25 protein-coding genes are annotated in these 20,650 nt (G+C 73.8%); 14 read left to right on the top strand and 11 right to left on the bottom strand.

Annotated features, from left to right (window positions below; genetic code table 11):
* Positions 1–93: 93 nt before the first annotated feature.
* From ABT299_RS12715 to ABT299_RS12700, 4 genes are all read right to left on the bottom strand, one after another.
* On the bottom strand, positions 94–1,215 hold the full coding sequence (locus ABT299_RS12715; protein WP_500250792.1) for an AraC family transcriptional regulator: 1,122 nt from the start codon (positions 1,213–1,215) through the stop codon (positions 94–96).
* Entirely contained in the window at positions 1,212–2,309 is a 1,098-nt protein-coding gene (locus ABT299_RS12710) for an LLM class flavin-dependent oxidoreductase (RefSeq protein WP_500250791.1), read from the bottom strand. The genes ABT299_RS12715 and ABT299_RS12710 overlap by 4 nt, the downstream gene beginning before the upstream one ends.
* 90 nt (positions 2,310–2,399) lie before the next feature.
* Positions 2,400–2,756, bottom strand: a complete 357-nt coding sequence (locus tag ABT299_RS12705; protein WP_190856115.1) for a hypothetical protein — start codon at positions 2,754–2,756, stop codon at positions 2,400–2,402.
* Positions 2,757–2,992: 236 nt separating this feature from the next.
* Positions 2,993–4,429, bottom strand: coding sequence for an MFS transporter (locus ABT299_RS12700; RefSeq protein ID WP_500250790.1), 1,437 nt, complete (start codon positions 4,427–4,429; stop codon positions 2,993–2,995).
* Positions 4,430–4,500: 71 nt separating this feature from the next.
* On the opposite strand from ABT299_RS12700, the gene ABT299_RS12695 reads away from it, so the two are divergent.
* The gene (locus ABT299_RS12695) at positions 4,501–5,484 is read left to right on the top strand and encodes a GlxA family transcriptional regulator (protein ID WP_190856116.1); all 984 of its coding nucleotides are present in this window, start codon (positions 4,501–4,503) and stop codon (positions 5,482–5,484) included.
* Between the two features lie 147 nt (positions 5,485–5,631).
* Complete coding sequence (locus ABT299_RS12690) at positions 5,632–6,387, top strand: endonuclease/exonuclease/phosphatase family protein (RefSeq protein WP_500250789.1); 756 nt, start codon at positions 5,632–5,634, stop codon at positions 6,385–6,387.
* Here ABT299_RS12690 and ABT299_RS12685 read toward each other — a convergent pair.
* Positions 6,357–6,785 carry an ATP-binding protein gene (locus ABT299_RS12685; RefSeq protein ID WP_500250788.1) on the bottom strand — a complete coding sequence of 143 codons (429 nt, stop codon included), beginning with the start codon at positions 6,783–6,785 and terminating at the stop codon, positions 6,357–6,359. The genes ABT299_RS12690 and ABT299_RS12685 overlap by 31 nt on opposite strands.
* Positions 6,786–6,929: 144 nt before the next feature.
* Between ABT299_RS12685 and ABT299_RS12680 the strand changes: the two genes are divergently transcribed.
* The 4 genes from ABT299_RS12680 (at position 6,930) to ABT299_RS12665 (ending at position 9,610) form a co-directional block, all read left to right on the top strand.
* Entirely contained in the window at positions 6,930–7,739 is an 810-nt protein-coding gene (locus ABT299_RS12680; protein ID WP_500250787.1) for a DUF5753 domain-containing protein, read from the top strand.
* The gene (locus ABT299_RS12675; RefSeq protein WP_387028061.1) at positions 7,736–7,933 is read left to right on the top strand and encodes a DUF397 domain-containing protein; all 198 of its coding nucleotides are present in this window, start codon (positions 7,736–7,738) and stop codon (positions 7,931–7,933) included. Before ABT299_RS12680 ends, ABT299_RS12675 begins: the two co-directional genes overlap by 4 nt.
* A gap of 76 nt (positions 7,934–8,009) precedes the next feature.
* On the top strand, positions 8,010–8,204 hold the full coding sequence (locus ABT299_RS12670; RefSeq protein WP_500250786.1) for a DUF397 domain-containing protein: 195 nt from the start codon (positions 8,010–8,012) through the stop codon (positions 8,202–8,204).
* A 188-nt stretch (positions 8,205–8,392) separates the two neighbouring features.
* Positions 8,393–9,610, top strand: a complete 1,218-nt coding sequence (locus ABT299_RS12665; protein WP_387028058.1) for a lipase family protein — start codon at positions 8,393–8,395, stop codon at positions 9,608–9,610.
* A gap of 47 nt (positions 9,611–9,657) precedes the next feature.
* On the opposite strand, the gene ABT299_RS12660 is transcribed toward ABT299_RS12665, so the two are convergent.
* Positions 9,658–10,008, bottom strand: a complete 351-nt coding sequence (locus ABT299_RS12660) for a YidH family protein (RefSeq protein ID WP_190856119.1) — start codon at positions 10,006–10,008, stop codon at positions 9,658–9,660.
* Between the two features lie 286 nt (positions 10,009–10,294).
* Here ABT299_RS12660 and ABT299_RS12655 point away from each other — a divergent pair, with 286 nt between their 5' ends.
* From ABT299_RS12655 to ABT299_RS12640, 4 genes are all read left to right on the top strand, one after another.
* Complete coding sequence (locus ABT299_RS12655) at positions 10,295–10,828, top strand: DinB family protein (RefSeq protein ID WP_500250785.1); 534 nt, start codon at positions 10,295–10,297, stop codon at positions 10,826–10,828.
* A 147-nt stretch (positions 10,829–10,975) separates the two neighbouring features.
* A complete protein-coding gene (locus ABT299_RS12650) occupies positions 10,976–11,785 on the top strand; it encodes a hypothetical protein (RefSeq protein WP_500250784.1) in 810 nt (269 codons plus the stop codon).
* A gap of 134 nt (positions 11,786–11,919) precedes the next feature.
* The gene (locus tag ABT299_RS12645; RefSeq protein ID WP_387028052.1) at positions 11,920–12,324 is read left to right on the top strand and encodes a nuclear transport factor 2 family protein; all 405 of its coding nucleotides are present in this window, start codon (positions 11,920–11,922) and stop codon (positions 12,322–12,324) included.
* A gap of 66 nt (positions 12,325–12,390) precedes the next feature.
* On the top strand, positions 12,391–13,611 hold the full coding sequence (locus ABT299_RS12640; RefSeq protein ID WP_500250783.1) for an epoxide hydrolase family protein: 1,221 nt from the start codon (positions 12,391–12,393) through the stop codon (positions 13,609–13,611).
* A 91-nt stretch (positions 13,612–13,702) separates the two neighbouring features.
* Here ABT299_RS12640 and ABT299_RS12635 read toward each other — a convergent pair whose 3' ends face one another.
* Together ABT299_RS12635 and ABT299_RS12630 are read right to left on the bottom strand one after the other, a co-directional pair.
* A complete protein-coding gene (locus tag ABT299_RS12635) occupies positions 13,703–14,461 on the bottom strand; it encodes a class I SAM-dependent methyltransferase (RefSeq protein ID WP_500250782.1) in 759 nt (252 codons plus the stop codon).
* Between the two features lie 21 nt (positions 14,462–14,482).
* Entirely contained in the window at positions 14,483–15,142 is a 660-nt protein-coding gene (locus ABT299_RS12630) for a PhzF family phenazine biosynthesis protein (RefSeq protein ID WP_500250781.1), read from the bottom strand.
* 97 nt (positions 15,143–15,239) lie between these two features.
* On the opposite strand from ABT299_RS12630, the gene ABT299_RS12625 reads away from it, so the two are divergent.
* Positions 15,240–15,812, top strand: a complete 573-nt coding sequence (locus ABT299_RS12625) for an isochorismatase family protein (RefSeq protein ID WP_206699929.1) — start codon at positions 15,240–15,242, stop codon at positions 15,810–15,812.
* On the opposite strand, the gene ABT299_RS12620 is transcribed toward ABT299_RS12625, so the two are convergent.
* Positions 15,806–16,003: a hypothetical protein gene (locus ABT299_RS12620; protein WP_190856126.1), complete on the bottom strand. Its 198-nt coding sequence runs from the start codon at positions 16,001–16,003 to the stop codon at positions 15,806–15,808. The two genes, ABT299_RS12625 and ABT299_RS12620, sit on opposite strands and share 7 nt — an antisense overlap.
* Positions 16,004–16,014: 11 nt before the next feature.
* A complete protein-coding gene (locus ABT299_RS12615; RefSeq protein WP_500250780.1) occupies positions 16,015–16,194 on the bottom strand; it encodes a hypothetical protein in 180 nt (59 codons plus the stop codon).
* A gap of 88 nt (positions 16,195–16,282) precedes the next feature.
* Between ABT299_RS12615 and ABT299_RS12610 the strand changes: the two genes are divergently transcribed.
* Positions 16,283–16,747 carry a MarR family winged helix-turn-helix transcriptional regulator gene (locus tag ABT299_RS12610; RefSeq protein WP_500250779.1) on the top strand — a complete coding sequence of 155 codons (465 nt, stop codon included), beginning with the start codon at positions 16,283–16,285 and terminating at the stop codon, positions 16,745–16,747.
* Between the two features lie 13 nt (positions 16,748–16,760).
* On the opposite strand, the gene ABT299_RS12605 is transcribed toward ABT299_RS12610, so the two are convergent.
* A complete protein-coding gene (locus tag ABT299_RS12605; protein ID WP_190856128.1) occupies positions 16,761–17,123 on the bottom strand; it encodes a winged helix-turn-helix transcriptional regulator in 363 nt (120 codons plus the stop codon).
* 56 nt (positions 17,124–17,179) lie between these two features.
* On the opposite strand from ABT299_RS12605, the gene ABT299_RS12600 reads away from it, so the two are divergent.
* On the top strand, positions 17,180–17,566 hold the full coding sequence (locus tag ABT299_RS12600; RefSeq protein ID WP_190856129.1) for a YybH family protein: 387 nt from the start codon (positions 17,180–17,182) through the stop codon (positions 17,564–17,566).
* A gap of 7 nt (positions 17,567–17,573) precedes the next feature.
* On the top strand, positions 17,574–20,621 hold the full coding sequence (locus ABT299_RS12595) for an ATP-binding protein (protein WP_500250778.1): 3,048 nt from the start codon (positions 17,574–17,576) through the stop codon (positions 20,619–20,621).
* Positions 20,622–20,650 lie beyond the last annotated feature (29 nt).

Genomic DNA, 20,650 nt, shown 5'->3' with positions numbered 1-20,650 from the left:
GCCGCGCGTCCGGACGGCCGGCGGTCGCGCGGCCGCGCGGCGGTCCCGCGGGTGGCGGGGGCTGCCGGTCCCGCAGGCGGCGGGGCCGCCGGGTCACGCGGGCGGGACGGTTCGTCTCAGGGTCTCGGTCGGGGTCTCGCCGAAGCGCTGCCGGTAGTGCTCCGCGAACCGGCTCATGTGCACGTAGCCGGCGGCCGCGGCGACGTCCGAGACCGTCCGGCGGCGGCCCGGCTCGGCCGACCGGAGCGCCGCGCGGGCGTGGTCGAGCCGCACGCCGCGCAGCAGCTGCGTCGGGGTGAGGCCCCACTGGGCGCGGCAGATCGCCTGGAGCTGCCGGACGCCGATCCCGGCGGCCGCCGCGATGTCGGACGCGCCGATCGGCCGCCCGTGGTGCGCCTCCACCCATTCGCGGATGAACCCGGCGAGATGGTGCGGGACGCGCCGGGGCGGCTCCGCCAGCTCCGGCGTCGCGGTGTTGGGCAGGCCGAGCAGGACCGCGGTGAGCAGCGACTCCTCCAGGCTGCGCGCGGCGAGGGGGTGCAGGCCCGTCGCCGCGCTGTCGTCGAGGACGGCGCAGACGTGCCGCCACGTCCGCTCGACGACGGACGCGGGCGCGAGGGCCGGGCCGTCCACGCTGTGGAAGCGCAGCGGCGGGTCGTACTCGCGGCCGAGGAAGCCGCCGAGGTGGTCGGCGAGCCGGCCGGTGCTCGTCGCGATCACCAGGCAGCCGTGCCGGGGGTCCGGGGTCAGCCGCATCGCCTCGTCGTGCGAGACGACGAGGCAGCCGCCCGCGGTGGCGCGGCCGCCGGACCGGCGGTACTCCACGCCCATCGGCGCCATCGGCGCGCACAGCGCGAACGCGCCCTCGGTCGGCGGGGTGTCGACGATGACGCCAGCGCCTCCGTAGCGGACCCAGACGAGCTTGACCGCGCCGACGCCGAGCGCGTTGACCAGGCCGTCCAGCGGGCGGGCGGGGTCGCGGGCCTGGAGGTCGTGGCCGACGGCGTACGGCTCGACGGTCCGGTGCAGGACGTCGATGTCGCCGCTGGCGACCCGCCGGTACGGCGACAGCGGCGGCACGTCCCCCGCGTTCGGCGGCGGTTCGTCCCCCGCGTCCAGCGGCGGTTCGTCTCCCGCGCCCGGCGGCGGCCCGGCCTCGGCATCCGGGGGCGGTTCGTCTCCCGCGCCCGGCGGCGGCGCGGCGGGGGCGGTCATGGCGGGCCGTCCGGTGCGGCGGCCAGCGGCAGGACGCCTCGGGCGCGCAGTCGCGGCATCACCTCGGCGGCGAAGTGGCCCAGCTCGCCGGCGTAGTCGAGGAAGGACAGCGCGATCCCGTCGAAGCCCGCGCGGGCGAACGCGGCGATCCCGTCGGCGACGTCGTCGGGGTCGCCGACCAGCGGGCAGCTTCCGTGCCCGGCGGCGAACCGGTCCCGGTAGATCTGCAGCATCTCCGGGGTGAACGACTGCGCGTGCAGGCCCTGCAGGCGCATCACCTCGTCCACCGCCGGCCAGTCGGCGTGCTCATCGGCGTAGTAGCGCAACCAGTCCTCCGCTTCGGCTCGCGTGGGGCGGCACACGACGTGCCCCAGCGTGAAGACGCCGACGTCCCGGCCGTACGACGCGGCCTCCTTGCGGATGGCCGCGACGACCTCCGCACCGTCCTCCGGGCCCGCGACGACCGTGAACGCGCGGTCGGCGTTGCGGGCGGCGAACGACCGGCCCTGCCGGGACGACCCGGCGTTGATCACCGGCAGGCTCCGCCCGTTGTACGGCTTCGGCGCGCCGACGACCCGCCGGAGGTGGAAGTACCGGCCGTCGTGGTCGAACGGCTCGGGGCTCGACCAGATGCGCCGGACGATGTCCCACCACTCCTGCGCGTAGGCGTACCGGGTGTCGTGGTCGTCCGGGAGCGTGAGGCCGAACATCGCGTACTCGGGGGCGTGCCAGCCCGCGACGATGTTCAGCCCGACCCGTCCCCGGCTGAGGTGGTCGGCGGTCGCGAGCTGCTTGGCGGCGACGATCGGGTGGTGGAACGCGGTGTGGACCGTGGTGAAGACGCGCAGGCGCGTCGTGCCCGCGAGCATTCCGGACGCCCACACCAGCGGGTCGAGGACGCTCTGGTGGAAGTCGGTGTCGGGGCCCCAGTCGGTCCAGCGGGCGACGGGCAGCAGGAAGTCGATCCCGCTCTCGTCGGCGAGGCGGGCGAGGCGCAGATTGTTGTCCCAGGTGGCTCGCCACCTTTCCGGAACCGTGGTTATCGCCAGTCCCGATTCGGTGTTGGGGGAGAACAAGCCAAGCTGGAATCCCATCGAGATTCACCTTCGTCCGGCCTCGTCCGCATGTGTCCGACTTTGCCCAGTATCGGAAGGGCGTCGGCTGCGGGCAATGGCCGCCGGCCGTCATATCGGGATGATCCCGAGCGCGAGCCGGTCGAAGGGGCCGGGCTGTTCGTTCTCCTTGGGGTGCCGGCCCTCCGGCGTCGCGTACACGACGATCCGCCCCGAGCCGCCGGACCCGGCGCGGCACCGGTGGATCAGGGCCTGGACGACGTCGGTGAGGTGCCTGCCGCAGGAGTCGCCGGTGCGGGACGCCGCGTCCCGGCCGGGAGTCCGGGGACTTCGCGGACTCCGTGCGGGCGCCGGGGCGCCGCCGCCGGTCTCCAGGCGGATCTGGAAGCGGGACGGGCGGCGGCATCCGGGCATGGAGCAGACGTACCGGTCGTCGCCGAGCGGGGAGCGGGCGGGATCGCTGGGCATCGAAGAGCCTTCCGGCGCGGTCGCGAGCGGGTGGTGGCGGGTCCCAGGTCACATATGTCGCGTTTTTCCGGAAAATCGGTGGTCTTCGGCGGGGTCGGCGGATCTTTCGTCTTTCCGGGGAGGAGAAACGCGAGAACGTGCGCGACCCACTATGCCCGAGCGGTCCTTCGTTCGCAACGCTAACCGGATAGCCGGCCGCGCATTCCGGCTAGCCGTCCAGGCTATTTATGGCATTTCTAGTGATTATTGTGATCCGTCCGGAAATACCGGGAAACCAGTGCGGAGAGCAGCGCCGCGGCGACCATGAACAGCCAGCCGTGCCGGAAGGCCGCCACCGACGGGTGCGCCCCGTTCCCCAGCAGCACGGTCAGCACCGCGACGCCGAGCGCCGAGCTGATCTGCCGCGCCATCATCAGCACCGCCGACCCCAGCGACAGCCGCTCCGCGGGCAGCGACGCCGCCGACCCGAACAGCGGCGGCTGCAGCAGCGCCGTGCTCACCCCGACGAGCACCGCCCCCGGGACGAACATCGCCAGGTACGACGGCTCGCCGGACGCGAGCACCGCCCACCAGCCGCAGCCCACCGCGAGCGCCAGCCCGCCCAGCACCGCCGACGCGCGCCCCCCGATCCGGCCGACGATCCGTCCGGAGAACGGCGACATCACCATGCACGACAGCGGGATCGGCGCGATCCCCACGCCCGCCCGGACGACCGGGTAGTGCCACACCCCCGTGAAGTACAGCGTCGCCGCCACCAGCGTCGCCGCGAACACCAGGTAGTAGAGGAAGACCCCGGACACCGCGACCGCGAACGGCCGGTGCCGGAACAGGTCGGGGCCGATCACCGGGTTCGGGTGCCGCCGCATGTGCGAGACCGCCAGCGTCCCGAGCACGGCCGCCGCGACCGCGCACCCGATCGTCCGCGCCGACCCGTACCCCCAGTCCGGCGCCTGGACGAGCAGCGCGGTCAGCGCCGTCGCCGCGCCCAGCACCAGCGCCGACCCGAGCAGGTCGAGCCGCTGCCGCGCCTTGCGCGGCGTGTCCGGCAGCAGCCGCCGGCCGGCCAGGATCGCCGCCGCCGTCACCGGCACGTTGATCAGGAAGATCCAGCGCCAGCCCGCCATCAGCAGCAGCCCGCCGAGCACCGGCCCGCAGCCGCCGCCGAGCGCGGCCACCGCCGTCCAGATCCCCATCACCGTCGGGTGCTCGCGCTTGGGGAACGCGGGCAGCGCCAGCCCGAGCGACGTCGGGACGAGCACCGCGCCCGCCGCCGCCTGGACGACCCGCGCCGCGACCAGCGCGGGCAGGGTCGGCGCCACCGCGCACGCCACCGACGCGGCGCCGAACAGCGCCATGCCGGCGAGGAAGCTCTTCTTGCGGCTCGTGTCGTCGGCGAGCCGCCCCGCCGGGACGAGCAGCGCCGCGAGCACGATCGTGTACGCGTTCAGCACCCACGACACCTGCGGCAGCGGCGCGCCGTCGAACGTGCGCCGCAGCGCCGGGAACGCGACGCTCACCGCGAACAGGTCGAGGATCGCCAGGAACTGCGCCGTCGACGCGACAGCGAGCACGAGCCACCGCCGCGCCCCCGGTCTCTCGGCTCCTCCGGGGGCCTCTGCCACGTCCTTCCGGGCCGGGACGCTCGCCGGCCGGGCCTTCATCCGTGCGTTCATGCCGTCAATGATCGAGAGCGGCCGGACCCGCCACGAGTGGCAGGATTGACAGCATTCGATAGATTACTGACATGACGCGGAGCCTGGCGATCCTGGTCGTCCCCGGCGCACCGATCTTCGAGGTCGCCATCCCCTGCCAGCTGTTCGGCTCGCCGCCCCCGGCGCACACCGGCCCCTGGTACGACGTGCGGCTCTGCTCGGAGGGCGCGTCCCGGCTGCGCGGCTCGTCCGGCCAGGACGACCTGCCCGGCGCGTTCCAGATCGTCGCCCCGCACGGGCTGGACGCCCTGGAGACGGCCGACACGGTGATCGTCCCGGCGACCGGGAACGTGCTCGACGACCCGTCGCCGCAGGTCGTCGAGGCGGTCCGCGCCGCGTACGCCCGCGGTGCCCGCATCGTCTCGCTCTGCTCCGGCGCGTTCGTCCTCGCCGCCGCCGGCCTCCTCGACGGCCGCCGCACCGCGCTGCACTGGAAGCACGCGCCCGTCCTGCGCGAGCGGTTCCCGTCCGTCGAGGCCGACACGTCCGTCCTCTACATCGACGACGGCGACCTGCTCACCGGCGCCGGCAACAGCGCCGGCATCGACCTGTGCCTGCACCTCATCCGGCAGGACCTCGGCGCGGACGTCGCCAACGCCGTCGCCCGGCAGATGGTCGTCCCGCCGCACCGCACGGGCGGGCAGGCCCAGTACGTCGAGACCCCGCTGCCGCCGTCCGGCCGCGCCGACGGGCTCGGGCCCGTCCTGCAGTGGGCGCTGGCGCGCCTCGACCGGCCCCTCACCACCGCCGACCTCGCGGCCCGCGCCGGCCTGACCGGCCGCACCCTCATCCGCCGCTTCCACGCCGAGACGGGGACGACCCCGCTGCAATGGCTCCTCGCCCAGCGCGTCATCCGCGCCCGGGAGCTCCTGGAGGAGACCGACCTCTCCATCGACCTCGTCGCCGAGAAATGCGGCCTCGGCACCGCCCCGAACCTCCGCACCCACTTCGCCCGCGAACTCGGCGTCACCCCGAGCGAGTACCGGCGCGCCCACCGCCGCGTCCCGGTCGGCTGATCGACGAATCTTGAACCCCGGCGGCCCTTGCCGCGACGCCGCGGCGCCTATCGTGGCGTCCATGGCCCAATGGGACGACGTGCGGCGCACCGCCCCCGCACCCGGCTACCCGATGACCCTCGCGGCGCGGCACCTCGCGGGCCGCCCGTGAACATCGGCCTGCTGACGTTCAACACCCTCTTCCGAGGCGACTCCCGCGCCCGGATCAGAGCGCTCGCCGGAATCCTGGAGGACTCGTCGTACGACGTGGTCTGCCTTCAGGAAGTGGTCTCCCCGCTCAATCTCGCGGCGCTCCGCGCGGCGACGCCGTCGTACCCGCACATCGCGCACGGTCTGTCCGTCCCGCTCGTCCGCGGCGGCCTCGTCACGCTTTCGCGGCGGCCGATCGTCCGCCGCCATTTCCGCCCGTACCGGTTCACCGGCCGTCCGCGCCTCGAAGGGCTCCTGCGCAAGGGCGCCCTGCTGACCCGCGTGCAGCTGGGGGACGAGCACGTCACCATCGTCAACACCCACCTGACCGCCAACAGGGACACCGACTGGGACCTCGCCAACCCCTACACCCGGATAGAGGCCGGCGAACTCGCCCAGTTGGCGGACCTGCTCGCCCATCCGGCCCTGACCGACCCACTGATCGTCGCGGGCGACCTCAACGTCCCGAGGTCGTCGCCCGTCCTCCGCGACTTCCGCGACGCCACCGGCCTCGCGGACGTCCTGAACGGCGACCCCGCGACCACCTTCCGTCCCACACCGAAGCTCAGCCTCGAACCCATCGACCAGATCCTCGCCACCCCGCCGCTGACGGCGACCACGACCCTGGTCTTCAAGGACGAGATCCGCCTCCCGGACGGCCGCACGAGCTACCTGTCCGACCACTACGGCATAGCCGCCGCCTTCTCCATGTAGAGGAACCGGGCCCACACCCACTTCCCGGAGGGCGGCGTGGGCTCCACCCCGCATTCCGACGCGAGGCTCTGCACGATCGACAGCCCCCACCCGCCGATCCCGGCGTCGTGCCCGTCGTCCAAGGCCAGCGGGTCGGGCGCGACGTCGTCCGGCTCCAGCTCGATCACGGGCCTCGCCACCGGCATCCCCGCCGCCGGATCCCACACGGCCAGCACCACCCCGCGCACCTCCCGGTCGAACCGCACCCGGATCTCGCGGTATGGCGCCGCCCGGACGGCGTTGGCCACCAGTTCCCCGGCGACCAGGCTCACGTCCCCGATCAGCCCGTCCAGCGCCCATCCCACCAACCGGAATTCGACCAGACTCCGCACCAGCCCCGGCACCGCCAGGCACGTCATGTCCAATTGATTCCAAGTAACCGTATTAATCCCCATTCTGTGCCCCTTCTCTTGACCGATTGCAAAGACAAGCGTGACTGTCGCGAGCTACCTTGTCGTCATTCCGTGCAAGTCGTGGAAGTTGGATGCGAGAGGCGGAGCGAGATGAACATCAACGAGTCGCCCGACCCGAGGCTGAACCTGTGGGCCACCATCGCCTACTACCTGCGCTTTTATCGCATGCAGCACGGCCAGTCCGGGGACGTCGTCGCGCGTTGGCTGAACCGATCGCGCTCCTCGATTTCCAGACTTGAAAGCGGAGAGTCGCGCCTTAAGGAAAAGGAGGCCGCGCTGCTGGACGCCAGATGGAACACCGGCGGCCTCTTCGGCGTTCTGCTCTGGTTCGCCCGGTTGGGGCACGACCCCAACTGGAACAAGAACTATTTGGCCTTCGAGGACCGCGCGTCAGAGATCCGGATGTACGACGGCCAGCTCGTCCCAGCTCACTTGCAAACCCCGGACTATGCCCGTGCTCTGCTCACGGTGGGGCGCTCCAAGATCCTTGACAAGGCCGTCGAGGATCGGATGGCGCGCCAGGCGATCCTGTATCGGTCGGAGGCGCCGGAGATGTGGGTGCTTCTTGCGGAGACGGTTCTGGGGCCGCTCGTCGGAGGAGTGGAGGTGATGCGTGGTCAGCTTGCGCACCTGTTGCGGATCTCCGAACTGCCCAACGTCATCCTCCGTGTGGTTCCGAACAGGGCGGGCGCCAATGAAGGGCTCGATGGTCCGTTCAAAGTCCTCAAGGTCAGGGAGGGGGAGATCGGCTTTCTTGAGGCGCCGAACGGCGGCCGACTAGAGTTGGACGCCGAAGAGGTGGCGGCCCTGCGCGCCAGGTTCGAACGCATCGGAGCCATGGCGCTGCCGGTAGATCTGTCCCGAGCGTTGATCAGCGATGCGTTGGAGGGCATGCAATGACCACTTCCCCGGTGTGGCGCAAGAGCCGTCGCAGCACCCAAGGCACATCCGATCAGTGCGTGGAAGTCGCGGACCTCGACGGCAACGTGGGCGTCCGGGACAGCAAGGCGCCGGAGGCAGGGCATCTCGCGCTGACGCGCGGAGCGTTCGCCGACCTCGTGACCCGCTTGAAGCAGGGCGAGTTGTCAGCCTGACACCCGAGCGCATCGGAAGCTTTCGCCGTCGGCAGGTCCGCCGCCTGCGTTGATCAGAAATGCGTTGGAGGGCGTCATGGAGAGGTGGCGTAAGTCCAGCTACAGCGGTGGCGGCGGCTCGGGCGGGCAAGAGTGCGTCGAGGTCGCCGATCTCATTGATGCGGTGGGTGTGCGGGACAGCAGGGCGTCCGAGGCGGGGCATCTCGCGCTGTCTCCTGCTGCTTTCGCTGAGCTGCTCGCTTCGTTGAAGCGCGACGAGTCGAGCCCCTGACGCGCGAGGCGGCCCCGACGGGGTGAGGGCCTGGGGACGGGGCGGCGGGGTTGGTGCCGGTACCCACAATCGGTGAGGGGAGTTGCTCAGTCCCGGCCATAAACACGGCGCAAGTGGGCTCTTACAGTGAGTGGACCTCAGCGGAACGCTGCCGTTTCGGCAGGTTCGCCCCCACCCCGGAGGCCGTGATGAGACGCTCCCCCCTCCGCGCCGCGGCGGCGCTCGCCGCCGCAGGCGCGCTCGCCGCGACCGCCCTGGCCCCACCGGCCTCGGCCGACACCGTGCCGGGCTCCGTCCCGCCGGACAAGGACCCCTTCTACCAGGCGCCCGCGAACATCGGTGACTACGCGCCGGGCGCCATCGTCGCCTCCCGCGCCTTCACGCCCAAGGCCGGGAACGTGGCCGACACGGCGAACGCCTGGCAGGTCTCGTACCGCACCAACGACTCGCACGGGACGCCGGAACTCGCCGTCACCTCGGTGCTGGTGCCGAAGAAGGCGTGGACCGGGTCGGGCGCACGGCCGGTCGTGTCGGTGCAGGCCGCCGAGGACTCCACCGGCACGCAGTGCGCCCCGTCCTACGGCCTGGCGTCCGGCGATCTGTTCGCGTCGAGCGCCGCGGTCTACGCCGGGCCGATGCTGAGCAAGGGATGGGCGGTCGTCATGCCCGACTTCGAAGGCCCGAAGTCGGTGTTCATGGGAGGTCTCCAGGCAGGGCACGCCGTCCTCGACGGGATCCGCGCCGTGCGGCGGTTCGCGGACGCGGGGCTCCCCGCGACGGCGAAGTGGGCGCTCGCCGGCTACTCCGGCGGCGCGCAGGCCACCGGCTGGGCGGCGGAGCTCCAGCCGTCCTACGCGCCGGACGTGACGCTCGCCGGGGCGTCGATGGGCGGCATCCCCGCCGACCCGGAGGCCGTGGCGCGGTCGCTGGACGGCGGCGTCTTCTCCGGCTTCGAGGCGGCCGCTGCCGTCAGCCTCGGCGCCGAGTACCCGGAGATGGACATCGACGCGCTGATGAACGACAAGGGCAAGCAGGCGATGGCGGACGCGTCCGGCAAGTGCCTGACGGACCTGCTCACGTCGTTCCCGTTCAAGAAGCTGGCCGACTACAGCACCGTCCCCGACCCGCTGGCGGTGCCGCGCGTCCGGGCCGTGCTGAAGGCCAACACCCTCGGCTCGGCCGCGCCCGCCGTCCCCGTGTTCGACTACCACGCCAACACCGACGAGATCGTCCCCGTCGGGCAGGACGACGCGATGGTGAAGGCGTGGTGCTCGCGCGGCGCGACCGTGCACGTCGTCCGCGACGCCATCGGCGAGCACGCCCTGGAGATGGTCGTGCGGCAGAACGACGCGGTGAACTTCCTGGACGACCGGTTCGCCGGGAAGACGCCCGTCAACGACTGCTGACCGGCGCGCTGCGGGGGCGGGCCGGCGGCGGCCCGCCCCGCGGTGTTTCACCAGAGCAGGAGGGCCAGCGCGGCGGCGACAGCGGCGATCAGAACGCCGCCCGCGGCCAGCGGCCCCGCCGTGCGCCCGGCCGGAGACGGCCGCCGCCCGTCGATCGCGGCCGCGCCCGCCCGGTAGCGCACCCCCGCGTAGACCATCCCGGCCACGCCCGTCGCGACCAGGACGATCCCGGCGGCGACGGACCGCGCGCCGCCGTCCTCGACGAGCTTCGCGACCGCGAGGCCGAGCACCATCACCCCGGCCGCCGTCCGCATCCAGGCGAGGAACGTGCGCTCGTTGGCGAGGTGGTCGCGGGCGAGGTCGGGGTCGCCGCCGTCCTTCGCGGCGGGTTCCTGCATGGCGGGTCCTCCCGGGGAGAGGCGAGCGGCTCCGCCTCTGTATTCCCGGGTATCCGCAGCTCATGAGCCTGTGAGGGAAACGGGACGACGAACCGGTCCCCGGCGGCCGACTGCGGACGGGCTCGGCGAGCACGAGGTCACGGCCACGCTGCAATGCGCGGAGGACCGGCACAGCGCAAAGCGAACACTTCCTGAGGCGTATTCGCTTTACCGGCGCCTGACTGTGATTCCTGTCGCCGTTGACTATTCTCGGTGGCCCGGTGCCGATGCTCAGGAGGGATATCCCGTGACCAGTGTCCGCGAATCGATCGGCCGGGCATTCGACGAGGTATGGCGGCGGACCAGCGGCCGTCTCGGCGGCCTCACCGACGACGAGTACCTCTGGGAGCCCGCCCCGGACGGCTGGACGATCCGTCCGGACGCCTCAGGCCGCTGGCTCATCGACGCCGAGGGCGGCGGAGGTCCCGCCCCCGACCCGGTCCCGATCGCGACCCTCGCCTGGCGCATCGGCCATATCGGCCTGACCTTCATCGACTACGGGACCCGCCTTTTCCAGGGGCGCAACATCACGCTGGACGAGGTCGAATTCTCCGGAACGGCCGCCGGCGGGATCCGGTTCCTCGAGACGGCCTTTCGCGTCCATTGGCGCGAGCCTTTCGAGGCGATGTCCGAGGAACGGCTGTGGGAGCCGTCCGGCCCCGCCTTCTTCGGCTACGCCGACTACCCGGCAATCGACACGGCCCTGCACGTGCTGGACGAGTTCACCCACCACTCGGCCGAGCTCGGCGTCCTGCGCGACCTCTACCCGCACCGGTCCTGAGCGGCCCGGAACAGGCGCGTCGGCCCTATTGACACATGATCTCTTAGCCCGGTTGGATCGCTCCATACTCGCGAGTAGCCCGGACCTCCGGTCCGGTCGTCTCGGCACGCCCCCCGCCGCGGTTCCACCCCCAGCGAGAGGATCCCTGTGTCGTCCATGATGAAGCGGCTGGCCGTGCTGTCCCTGTCGGCGGGACTCGCCGCCACCGCCCTGTCCGCCGCGTCCGCCGCGTCCGCGCAGGCCGCCCCGAAGCCGCGCGCCCAGGCGGCCGCGCCCGCCGACGCGCCGCCCGCCTCGCTGGACCTGTCGGACTGCCCCGACGTCCTGCCGGTCGGCGCCGACCCCGCGGACTGGTACTGCAACGTGCTGGTGACCAGCGGCGGCAGCATGAAGATCGGCAACATCGACCAGCAGATCACCGCGCCGATGCGGATCACCCTGCTGGCCGGCACCGACCCGAAGACCGGGGCGGAGATCTCCAAGTTCGTGAAGATGCGCAGCACGGCGATGCCGGTGGCGGGGGGCGCCCTCGGCATCCCCGGCACCGAGAAGATCCCGCTGTTCGCGCTGAAGGTGAAGCCCCAGTACGCCGGGAAGATCGACCTCGACATCGTCAACCGCAGGACCCGGCTCGACCTGAAGATCAAGCTGATCAACCAGCTGCTCGGCGACAACTGCTTCGTCGGCTCCGCCGCCGCGCCGATCTCCCTCGACCTCGACCTGGCGGACATCACCGCGGCCCCGGGCCCGGACGGCACGTTCTGGGTCAAGATCAACGCCACCGACGACACGTTCGCCGTGCCGAAGACCAACGGCTGCGGTCTCACCGCGCCGATCGCGGACTTCCGCGGCGGCCTCCCGTCGGCGTCCGGGAAGAACCACGCGCAGCTCACCTCGTACTTCGGCGGCAAGCAGTACTCGGAGATGTACCCGAAGATGGCCGTCCGCACGAAGTGACGCCCGTCCGCTGACGGCGGGCCTGCGCCACCCTCCCGGCGCGGGCCCGCTGAGCCGTGCAGGAACCCTACGGGGGTGCCGTACGTTGCCGGGGAGACGTAAGCGTATGCCGTACTCCTACGAAGGGCACTCCCATGGCGATCCGTTCGGCGCGCGACCTGACCGACTTCCTCGTCGGCTACACCCGGGACATGGCCGTCTCCGACGAGGAGCCGGGCGCGATCCTCGACCGGTACTTCGTGCCGGAGTTCGCGTACTGCAACGACGGGCTCGTGATCGACCGGCGGCGGATGATCGACCACGCCCGGCCGGTCCGCAGGAACGTCGACCGCGAGGCGATGGCCGCCGCCGGCCGGGCGGGCCTGGAGGTCCACGAGGCGCTGGTCTCCGGCGACCGGTTCGCGGCGCGGTACACGCTCCGCACCCGGATGCGGAAGGGCGCGACGTTCGCGGCGGAGATCTACATGTTCGGGCGGCTGGCGCCGGACGGCCGCATCGAGCGGGTCGACCAGGTCACCCGGCAGCTCGACGAAAATTAGATCAGAAACTTAAATAAGTGGGTGATATATTCGCCGGGTCCGCTCGACCGGCCGCAGGAGGCGACGATGACCAGCCCGTTCCCGCTGGAACCGGAACCGATCCACGTGCCCGACGGCGTGCTCGACGACCTGCGGCAGCGGCTGGCGCTGACGCGCTGGCCGGACGACGCCGGCAACGACGACGGCTACTACGGCGTGAAGCGCTCCTACCTCCAGGGGCTCGTCGAGTACTGGCGGGACGGGTACGACTGGCGCAAGGCCGAGGCCGCCATCAACGCCTACGAGCACTACCGTGTGGACGTCGAGGGCGTGCCGGTCCACTTCATGCGCCGGCCGGGCGTCGGCCCGAACCCGACGCCGCTGATCCTCACCCACGGCTGGCCCTGGACGTTCTGGCACTGGGCCAAGGTCGTCGACCCGCTGGCGGACCCGGGGGCGCACGGCGGCGATCCCGCCGACGCGTTCGACGTGATCGTCCCGTCGTTCCCGGGGTTCGGGTTCTCCGGCCCGCTGCCGGACCACCCGGACATGAACTTCTGGAAGGTCGCCGACCTCTGGCACGTCCTGATGACCCGGACGCTCGGGTACGACCGGTACGCGGCGGCGGGCTGCGACGTCGGCGCCATGGTCACCGGCCAGCTCGGGCACAAGTACGCCGGCGAGCTGCACGGGATCCACATCGGCTCCGGCCAGATGCTCACCCTGTTCAACGGCGACCGCGGGTGGGACATCACCGGCGGGCGGCCGCTCCCGGACGGCCCGCCCGGCGTCCGGGAGCGCGCCATGGAGATGGAGCGGCGGTTCGCCGTGCATCTCGTGGCGCACATGCTGGAGCCGTCCACGCTGGCGTACGGGCTGTCCGACTCGCCCGCCGGGATGCTCGCCTGGATCCTGCAGCGGTGGACGCGGTGGAGCGACGACGGCGGCGACATCGAGACGGTGTTCGCCCGGGACGACCTGCTCACCCACGCGATGATCTTCTGGGTGACCAACTCGATCGGCACGTCCGTCCGGACGTACGCCAACAACAACCGGTACCCGTGGACGCCGTCGCACGACCGGTGGCCCGTGGTCGAGGCGCCGACCGGCATCACGTTCGTCGCCTACGAGAACCCGCCGGGCGTCACCACCGAGCGGCGGGTCGAGCAGTTCGTCGAGAGCGGCCGCGGCGCCTGGTACAACCACGTCAACCTCACGGCGCACGACCGCGGCGGCCACTTCATCCCGTGGGAGATCCCCGAGGAGTGGGTCGCCGACCTCCGCCGCACGTTCCGCGGCCGCCGCTGACGCGGTAGATCGCCCCGGCGCACGCCTACCCGCGTGCCGCCGCGGGCGACGCCGTCCCGGACGACGGGGTCCGGTTCCGGCCGGGCCCCGCTCACAGCGGTTTGCGGGCCTCGAAGAGGGACCGGGACGAGTGCGCGACGAACGGCCCGTCGCGCCGGATCCGCTCGTCCAGCTCCCGGAGCCGGTCGCGGTGGCGCTCGACGGTGAAGCCGGGAACGATCCAGATCACCTTGCGCAGGAAGTACACGACCGCGCCGATGTCGAAGAACTCCATGCGGAGCCGCTCCGTGCGCAGGTCGACGACGTCGAGGCCGGCGGCGCGGGCGTCCGCGCTCTCGATCTCGGGGTCGCGCTTGCCGCGCGCCTCGGGCTGCGGGCCGAGGAAGTACTCGGTCACCTCGAAGACGCTGGCGGGGCCGACGTGCTGGGCGAAGTAGGTGCCGCCGGGCGCGAGGACCCGGGCGATCTCGCCCCACTCGACGACGGCGGGATGGCGGCTGGTGACCAGGTCGAAGGCGCCGTCGGCGAACGGCAGCGGCGGCTCCTCGGGGTGGACGACCACGGCGGCGCCCCGCGGGTGCAGCAGCCGGGTCGCCTTGGCGACGTTCGGCGGCCACGCTTCGGTCGCGACCATCGTCGGCGGGAACGCCGGGGCTTCGGCGAGCACCTCGCCGCCGCCGGTCTGCAGGTCCAGCGCGGCGGTGGCGTGCGCGAGCCGCCCGCTCATCAGCCGCTGGTACCCCCACGAGGGCCGCTGCTCGGTCGCCCGGCCGGCCAGCCAGGAGAAGTCCCAGCCTTCGACGGGTGCGGCGGCGGCCTCGTCCACCAGGTCATCGAACGTGCGGTCCATGAGGCCATGCTCGCAGCCGGGTCAACCGGTTTGTTCGGGCCCGTCCCGCCGGACCCGCCCGGCCACCTCGACGAGGCCGCCGGGCCGCGGCATCGTCATGATCTGCGAGCCGCGCCCCTGGGTGACGACGAGCGGGCGGCCGAGCCGGGCCGTGAGCAGCAGCGCGGCGGCGCCGGTCGCCTCGTCCTCGTCGATGCCGTCGCCGCGGCCGGGGAAGCCGCGGGCGCGGACCCGGCCGGACGGCTCGTCCTGCCACGCCCACGCGTAGATCCACTCGCCGGGCGGCGGGACGGGGAGCGCGTCGACCACCCCGGCGGACCCGTACTCGCGCAGCGTGCGGCCGGGCGCCCACTCGGGCCGCCCGGCGATCCAGGTGAGGTCGCCGTCGCGCCGGACGTCCACCAGGCCCGCCGCCGTGACCAGGGCGGGCACGCCGAGCAGCCAGGCGGCGCCGACGCACGGATGCCCGGCGAACGGCAGCCGGGCGGAGGGCGTGTAGATGTCGATGGCGCCGCGCGCGGCGTCGTCGATGAAGACCGTCTCGCTGAAGCCGAGCTCCCCGGCGATCGCCTGGCGGCGCTCCTCGCCGGGGACGGCGGCGCCGTCGCGGACGACCCCGAGCGGGTTGCCGTGCGCGCCGTCCGGTCCGCAGAAGACGCGCAGCACCTCATGGTCGATCATCCGGCCAGTCAACCACGCTGCGGCTACAACCGGCCGTTGTCGATCCGGCCGGACGGCTGTTGGACGCCGCGTTCCGGCGTGCGGTGGGATGTCCGCCGTGAACGCGAGCATGCAGGCCCTTCTGGTGATGGACGTCCAGCGCGTCGTGGTGGCGCAGCTCGGGGACCGGGCGGACCGGTACCTCGCCCGGCTGGCGGAGACGGTGGCGGCGGCCCGCGCGGCGGGCGTCCCGGTGATCCACGTCCGGGTCGTGCACCGCGACGGGCATCCCGAGATCGGGCCGCTGAACAAGCCGTTCCGGGGGCTGGCCGGCACGGACGCCATCACCGAGTCGAACCCGGAGAGCGGGATCCATCCGGCGGTGGCGCCGCTGCCCGGCGAGCCCGTCCTCGACAAGCGCTTCTTCAGCCCGTTCGCCGGCACGGACCTGGACGCGCTGCTCCGCGCGCGCGGCGCCGGGACGCTCGTGCTGACCGGCCTGGCGACCAGCGGCGTCGTCATCAGCGCCCTGCGGGACGCGACGGAGCGGCAGTACGCGCAGATCGTCCTGTCGGACGGGTGCGACGACGCCGACGAGGAGACGCACCGGTTCCTGGTCGAGCGGTTCTTCCCGCGCGAGGCCGACGTCATGACGAGCGCGGAGTGGGTCGCCGGCCTCGGCGGTCAGTGACCCATCACCAGGAAGACGACGCCGGCGACCACGTGCGCGACCACGGTCACCGCGAGCATGACCACGAACAGGTACTTGGCGGTCGGATGGTCGAACTGCGAGCCCTTCCGGGCGGTCTGCGCCGAGCGGTCCTGGGCCTGCTGCTCCAGTTCGTCCAGGGACGGCAGGAAGGACGGCCGTCGGAGCGCCATGCGTTCCCCTCTCAGCCCATGACGGCGAACAGGACGCCGCCGATGACGTGCGCGGCCACGGTGACCGCCAGCAGCCCGACGAACAGGTACTTGGCGGTGGGGTGGTCGAACTGGCCGCCGCCGCGGGGGCGGGGCCTGAGTTCGGCCTGGCGGCGGGCGATGCGCTCTTCCAGGGGTGCCCTGCGGAACATGCGTCCTCCGTTGCCTCGCCAACCGTTGGTGTACAAAACGTTGCGGTAGTAACCTTTATAGCCGAAGCCCCCGGCGAGTGGAGGAACCGTGGCACGTGATCTGGACGACGTCCCCGTCCCCGACCCGCTGGCGCTGGAGAACCAGGTCTGCTTCGCGCTGGTGGTGGCGTCGCGCAGCGTGCTCGCGCTCTACCGCCCCATCCTGGAGCCGATGGGGCTGACGCATCCGCAGTACCTGGTGCTGCTGGCGCTCTGGGAGCACGAGCAGCTGTCGGTCAAGGAGCTGAGCCGGCTGCTGCAGCTCGACCCGGGCACGCTGTCGCCGCTGCTCAAGCGGCTGGAGTCCGCCGACCTCATCCGCCGCCGGCGCGACAGCCGGGACGAGCGGCTGCTCGCCGTCACCGTCACCGAGAGCGGCCGGGCCCTCCGCGAGCAGGCGGAGAAGATCCCGGCCACGATCATGGACAAGCTCGGCATGGGCCTCGACGAGCTGGAGGACCTGCACGGCACCCTCACCCGCGTCATCGCCGCCGCCACCCGCGCCGCCCCCTGACGCCGCGACCCGGTCAGGGTGCCGCGGCGCCCCAGTCCCACAGGGCCTGCAGCACCGGCCCGAGGCGCCGCCCCCTCTCGGTGAGGCTGTAGCGGGTGCGCGGCGGCACGCCCGGCTCGCGGTGCCGCTCGGCGACGCCGGCGCGGACGAGATGGGCGAGCCGGTCGGCGAGCACCTTGTCCGACAGCGCGGGCAGCGCGTCCCGGAGCGCGGTGAAGGAGCGGTCGCCGCGGAGCAGCTCGCGGACCACCAGCGTCGTCCACCGCCCGCGCAGCGCGTCGAGGGCGATCTCCACCGGGCAGGACGGGCTCGGCGCGGCGGCGTCCGCGCGGGGATCGGCGGGCAGTCCCGGGCGACTGACCGTTTGGTGAGCCATGAACGGGCCTCCTAGCGTTGCCGCGTCTCACGATCTTGTCTACCGGAAGGATCACCATGCGGCGGTCGGCGACGCGTCCCGAGGACGTCCCCCGGGTGTTCGAGGAGCGGTTCAACAGCGGGGACACCGCGGCGGTGGCGGAACTCTACGAGGACGGGGCGGTGTTCGTGCCCGAGCCCGGGTCCGGCCTGCGCGGCGCGGAGGCCCGTGCCGCCAACGAGCGGTTCGTGGCCCTCGGGGTGCCGATCGAGGTCACGCCGCGGCACGTCTACGCGGCGGGCGACGTCGCGCTGCTGATCGTCGACTGGGTGATCGACGGCACCGGCCCGGACGGCGCCCCGGTCCGCATCGAGGGCACCGCGACGGACGTGGCCCGGCGCGGCGCGGACGGCTGCTGGCGGTACGCCGTCGACAACCCGTTCGGGGTCGCCGGGCTGGGATGATCCGGGCATGCGGTTCGGAATCCTGGGCGAGACCCGGGCGTGGCGGGACGGCGGCGAGGAGGTGCCGCTCGGCGGCCCGGCCCGGCGGGCGCTGCTGGCGCTGCTGCTCGTCCGCCCGGGCGCGGCGGTCCCGGCGGACCGGCTGGCGGAGGGCGGGACGGCGGGCCACGCGCTGCACTCCCAGGTCTCGCGGCTGCGGGCGGCGCTCGGCGCGGGCGCGGCGATCGAGCGGGCCGGCGGCGGGTACCGGATCGCGGTCGAACCCGGCGACGTGGACGCGGGACGGTTCGAACGCCTCGCGGACGAGGGACGCGCCGCGCTGCGCGACGGCGATCCCGAACAGGCGGCCGCGCTCCTCGGCGAGGCGCTGGGCCTGTGGCGCGGGCCGGCGCTCGCCGACGTGCCGCGGGCCGAGACCGAGGCCGCGCGGCTCGACGAGCGGCGGCTCGCCGCCCTCGAAGACCGGATCGAGGCCGACGTGTACCGGGGCCGCCATCGCGAGGTCGTGCCCGAGCTGCGGGAACTCCTCGGACGGCATCCGCTGCGCGAGCGGCTCGCCGGGCTGCTGATGCGGGCGCTGCGGGACGGCGGCGGGCGGGCCGAGGCTCTCCTGGTGTTCGAGGAGACGCGGCGGCGCCTCGCCGACGAGCTCGGCACGGACCCGTCCGCGGACCTCGCCGCCCTGCACCGGGACCTGCTGCGCGGCGATCCCGCTCCGGCGCCGGTGCGGCCGCCCGCGCCGCTCACCGCGCTCATCGGCCGTGACGGCGACGTCGAAGGCGTCGCCGACCTGCTCGGTTCGGCGCGGCTGGTGACGCTGACCGGGCCCGGCGGGGTCGGGAAGACGCGGCTGGCCGTCGAGGTGGCGGGCCGGGCCGGAGGCCGCGGCGCGGCCGGGACGGCATGCTTCGCCGAGCTGGCGCCGCTGCGGGACGGCGCGTCGCTGCCCCGCGCGCTGCTCGGCGCGCTCGGCCTGCGCGAGCCGGGCCCCCAGGCCCCGGACGCCGCGAAGGCCCCGGAGGAGCGGCTCGTCGCGGCGCTCGCCGACCGGCCGCCGCTGCTCGTCCTGGACAACTGCGAGCACATCGTCGACGCGGTCGCCGCGCTCGCCGCGCGGCTGCTCGCCGCGTGCCCGGACCTGCGCGTCCTCGCGACGAGCCGCGAACCGCTCGGCATCACCGGCGAGCACCTGTGGCCCGTCCGCCCGCTGGACGGCGACGCGGCCGTCCGGCTGTTCACCGCGCGGGCGTCGGCGGTGCGGCGCGGGTTCGCGGCGGACCCGCGGGCCGTCCGGCGGATCTGCGCGGCGCTCGACGGCCTGCCGCTCGCGATCGAGCTGGCGGCGGCGCGGCTGCGCACCATGGACGTCGCCGACCTCGCGGACCGGCTCGGCGACCGGCTCGGCGTCCCGGCGCGCGGCGCCCGCACCGCCGACGAGCGGCACCGGACGCTGCGCGCGGTCGTCGCGTGGAGCTGGGACCTGCTGACCGCCGACGAGCGGCGCGTCGCGGAGCGGTTCACCGTCTTCGCGGGCGGCGCGACGCCGGACGCGGCGCGGGAGGTGTGCGGCGACGGCGGCGACGCGCTGGAGTCGCTCGTCGACAAGTCGCTGCTGGAGCTGTCGGGCGGCCGGTACCGGATGCTGGAGACGATCCGCGCGTACGGGGCCGAGCGCGGTGGCGACCCCGGCGAGGCCCGGGACGCGCACGCGCGGTACTTCCTGGAGCTGGCGCGGACCGCCGACCCGGAGCTGCGCGGCGCCGGCCAGCTCGAATGGCTGCGGGTCCTCGGCGCCGAGCACGGCAACCTGCTGGCCGCGCTGAACCGGGCCGCCGAGGCGCGGGACGTCCCGACGGGGCTGCGGCTGTCGGCGGCGATGGCGGGCTACCTGTGGATCCGCGGGGTGTCGGTCGCGGCGCAGGCCGCCGCGCTGCTGGACGTCGCGGGCCCCGTCCCGCCGCCCGGCCTGGAGGAGGAGTACGCGGCGTGCGTGCTGCACGCGGGGTCGGACGCGGCGGGCCGCGAGGTGTGGCGGCGGCACCGCGCGGCGGCGGAGGCGGCGCTCGAAGCGGTGTGGGCGGACGGGGGATTGGGCCGCCACCCGGCCCTGCCGTTCCTGTGGATGATGCGCCGCGCGGACGAGCCGGACGCGCAGTCCGCGTACGCGCTGGTCCTCGCCCGGCGCGACGGGCCGGACCCGTGGGCGCGGGCCGCCGCGCACTTCATCGCCGGGTTCGAGCCGCTCGCCTCCGGCGACGCCGAGCGGGCCGGGCGGGACTTCGAGGCGGCGGCGCGCGGGTTCCGGACGCTCGGCGACCGCTGGGGCACCGCCCTCGCGCTGGACGCGCTCGCCGGGCTCGCCGCCCACCGCGGCGACCGCGCCGCCGCGGTCGCGCTCACCGACGAGGCCCTCGTCCTCACCGAGCGGCTCGGCGCCCTCGACGACACCGCCGACCTGCTCGTCAACCGCGGCGACCACCGGATCGGCGACGACCGGGACGCGGCCCGCGCCGACTACGAGCGCGCCGCGGCCGTCGCGCGCCGCGCGGGCAGCCCCACCTACCTCGCGGCGGCGCTGCGCGGCCTCGGCGACATCGCGCTCCTCGACGGCGACCTCGGCGCCGCCGAGCGGCTGTACACCGACGCCCTCGACCGGTTCGACCCGCACTGGATCAAGAGCGTCGGCAACCGCGCGACCGCGCTGCTCGGGCTCGGCCGGGTGGCCGCCGCGCGCGGCGACCACGGCGCGGCCCGGTCCCGGTACCGGGAGGCGGCCGGGACGGCGGCGTCCAAGGGCGCGTACATGGACGCCGCCCGCGCGGTCGACGCCCTCGCCGGGCTGGAGGCGGCGGAGGGCGCGGCGGAGCGGGCGGCCCGGCTGTCCGGCGCGGCGGCGGCGCTGCGCGGCGTCCCGCCCGGCGCCGTCTCACCGGGCGACGGAACGAAAGGCGGCGGAGCGGCGGGCGGCGGCGCGCCGGAGGTGCTGAGCAGGGCGGACGCGCTGCGCCTCGCCGGCCTCGACGAGGAGGTCGTCGAGGCGGTGAGCCGGCGGTGAGCCTCCGGTGAGCGCGCCCCGGCACGCTC

It is taken from the genome of Spirillospora sp. NPDC000708, from assembly GCF_040299565.1.
In the GTDB taxonomy this organism is placed as follows: Bacteria; Actinomycetota; Actinomycetes; order Streptosporangiales; family Streptosporangiaceae; genus Spirillospora.
Note: the sequence above shows the minus strand (reverse complement) of the source record. Positions and strands in the feature narration are given on the sequence as shown.

Coding starts and splice junctions, on each gene's coding strand:
- ABT299_RS12680 (WP_500250787.1), top strand. CDS start 6,930: ATGAACATCAACGAGTCGCCCGACCCGAGGCTGAACCTGTGGGCCACC.
- ABT299_RS12715 (WP_500250792.1), bottom strand. CDS start 1,215: ATGACCGCCCCCGCCGCGCCGCCGCCGGGCGCGGGAGACGAACCGCCC.
- ABT299_RS12630 (WP_500250781.1), bottom strand. CDS start 15,142: ATGATCGACCATGAGGTGCTGCGCGTCTTCTGCGGACCGGACGGCGCG.
- ABT299_RS12665 (WP_387028058.1), top strand. CDS start 8,393: ATGAGACGCTCCCCCCTCCGCGCCGCGGCGGCGCTCGCCGCCGCAGGC.
- ABT299_RS12710 (WP_500250791.1), bottom strand. CDS start 2,309: ATGGGATTCCAGCTTGGCTTGTTCTCCCCCAACACCGAATCGGGACTG.
- ABT299_RS12595 (WP_500250778.1), top strand. CDS start 17,574: ATGCGGTTCGGAATCCTGGGCGAGACCCGGGCGTGGCGGGACGGCGGC.
- ABT299_RS12670 (WP_500250786.1), top strand. CDS start 8,010: ATGGAGAGGTGGCGTAAGTCCAGCTACAGCGGTGGCGGCGGCTCGGGC.
- ABT299_RS12605 (WP_190856128.1), bottom strand. CDS start 17,123: ATGGCTCACCAAACGGTCAGTCGCCCGGGACTGCCCGCCGATCCCCGC.
- ABT299_RS12695 (WP_190856116.1), top strand. CDS start 4,501: ATGACGCGGAGCCTGGCGATCCTGGTCGTCCCCGGCGCACCGATCTTC.
- ABT299_RS12705 (WP_190856115.1), bottom strand. CDS start 2,756: ATGCCCAGCGATCCCGCCCGCTCCCCGCTCGGCGACGACCGGTACGTC.
- ABT299_RS12685 (WP_500250788.1), bottom strand. CDS start 6,785: ATGACGTGCCTGGCGGTGCCGGGGCTGGTGCGGAGTCTGGTCGAATTC.
- ABT299_RS12675 (WP_387028061.1), top strand. CDS start 7,736: ATGACCACTTCCCCGGTGTGGCGCAAGAGCCGTCGCAGCACCCAAGGC.
- ABT299_RS12620 (WP_190856126.1), bottom strand. CDS start 16,003: ATGGCGCTCCGACGGCCGTCCTTCCTGCCGTCCCTGGACGAACTGGAG.
- ABT299_RS12600 (WP_190856129.1), top strand. CDS start 17,180: ATGCGGCGGTCGGCGACGCGTCCCGAGGACGTCCCCCGGGTGTTCGAG.
- ABT299_RS12615 (WP_500250780.1), bottom strand. CDS start 16,194: ATGTTCCGCAGGGCACCCCTGGAAGAGCGCATCGCCCGCCGCCAGGCC.
- ABT299_RS12660 (WP_190856119.1), bottom strand. CDS start 10,008: ATGCAGGAACCCGCCGCGAAGGACGGCGGCGACCCCGACCTCGCCCGC.
- ABT299_RS12635 (WP_500250782.1), bottom strand. CDS start 14,461: ATGGACCGCACGTTCGATGACCTGGTGGACGAGGCCGCCGCCGCACCC.
- ABT299_RS12700 (WP_500250790.1), bottom strand. CDS start 4,429: ATGAACGCACGGATGAAGGCCCGGCCGGCGAGCGTCCCGGCCCGGAAG.
- ABT299_RS12645 (WP_387028052.1), top strand. CDS start 11,920: ATGGCGATCCGTTCGGCGCGCGACCTGACCGACTTCCTCGTCGGCTAC.
- ABT299_RS12640 (WP_500250783.1), top strand. CDS start 12,391: ATGACCAGCCCGTTCCCGCTGGAACCGGAACCGATCCACGTGCCCGAC.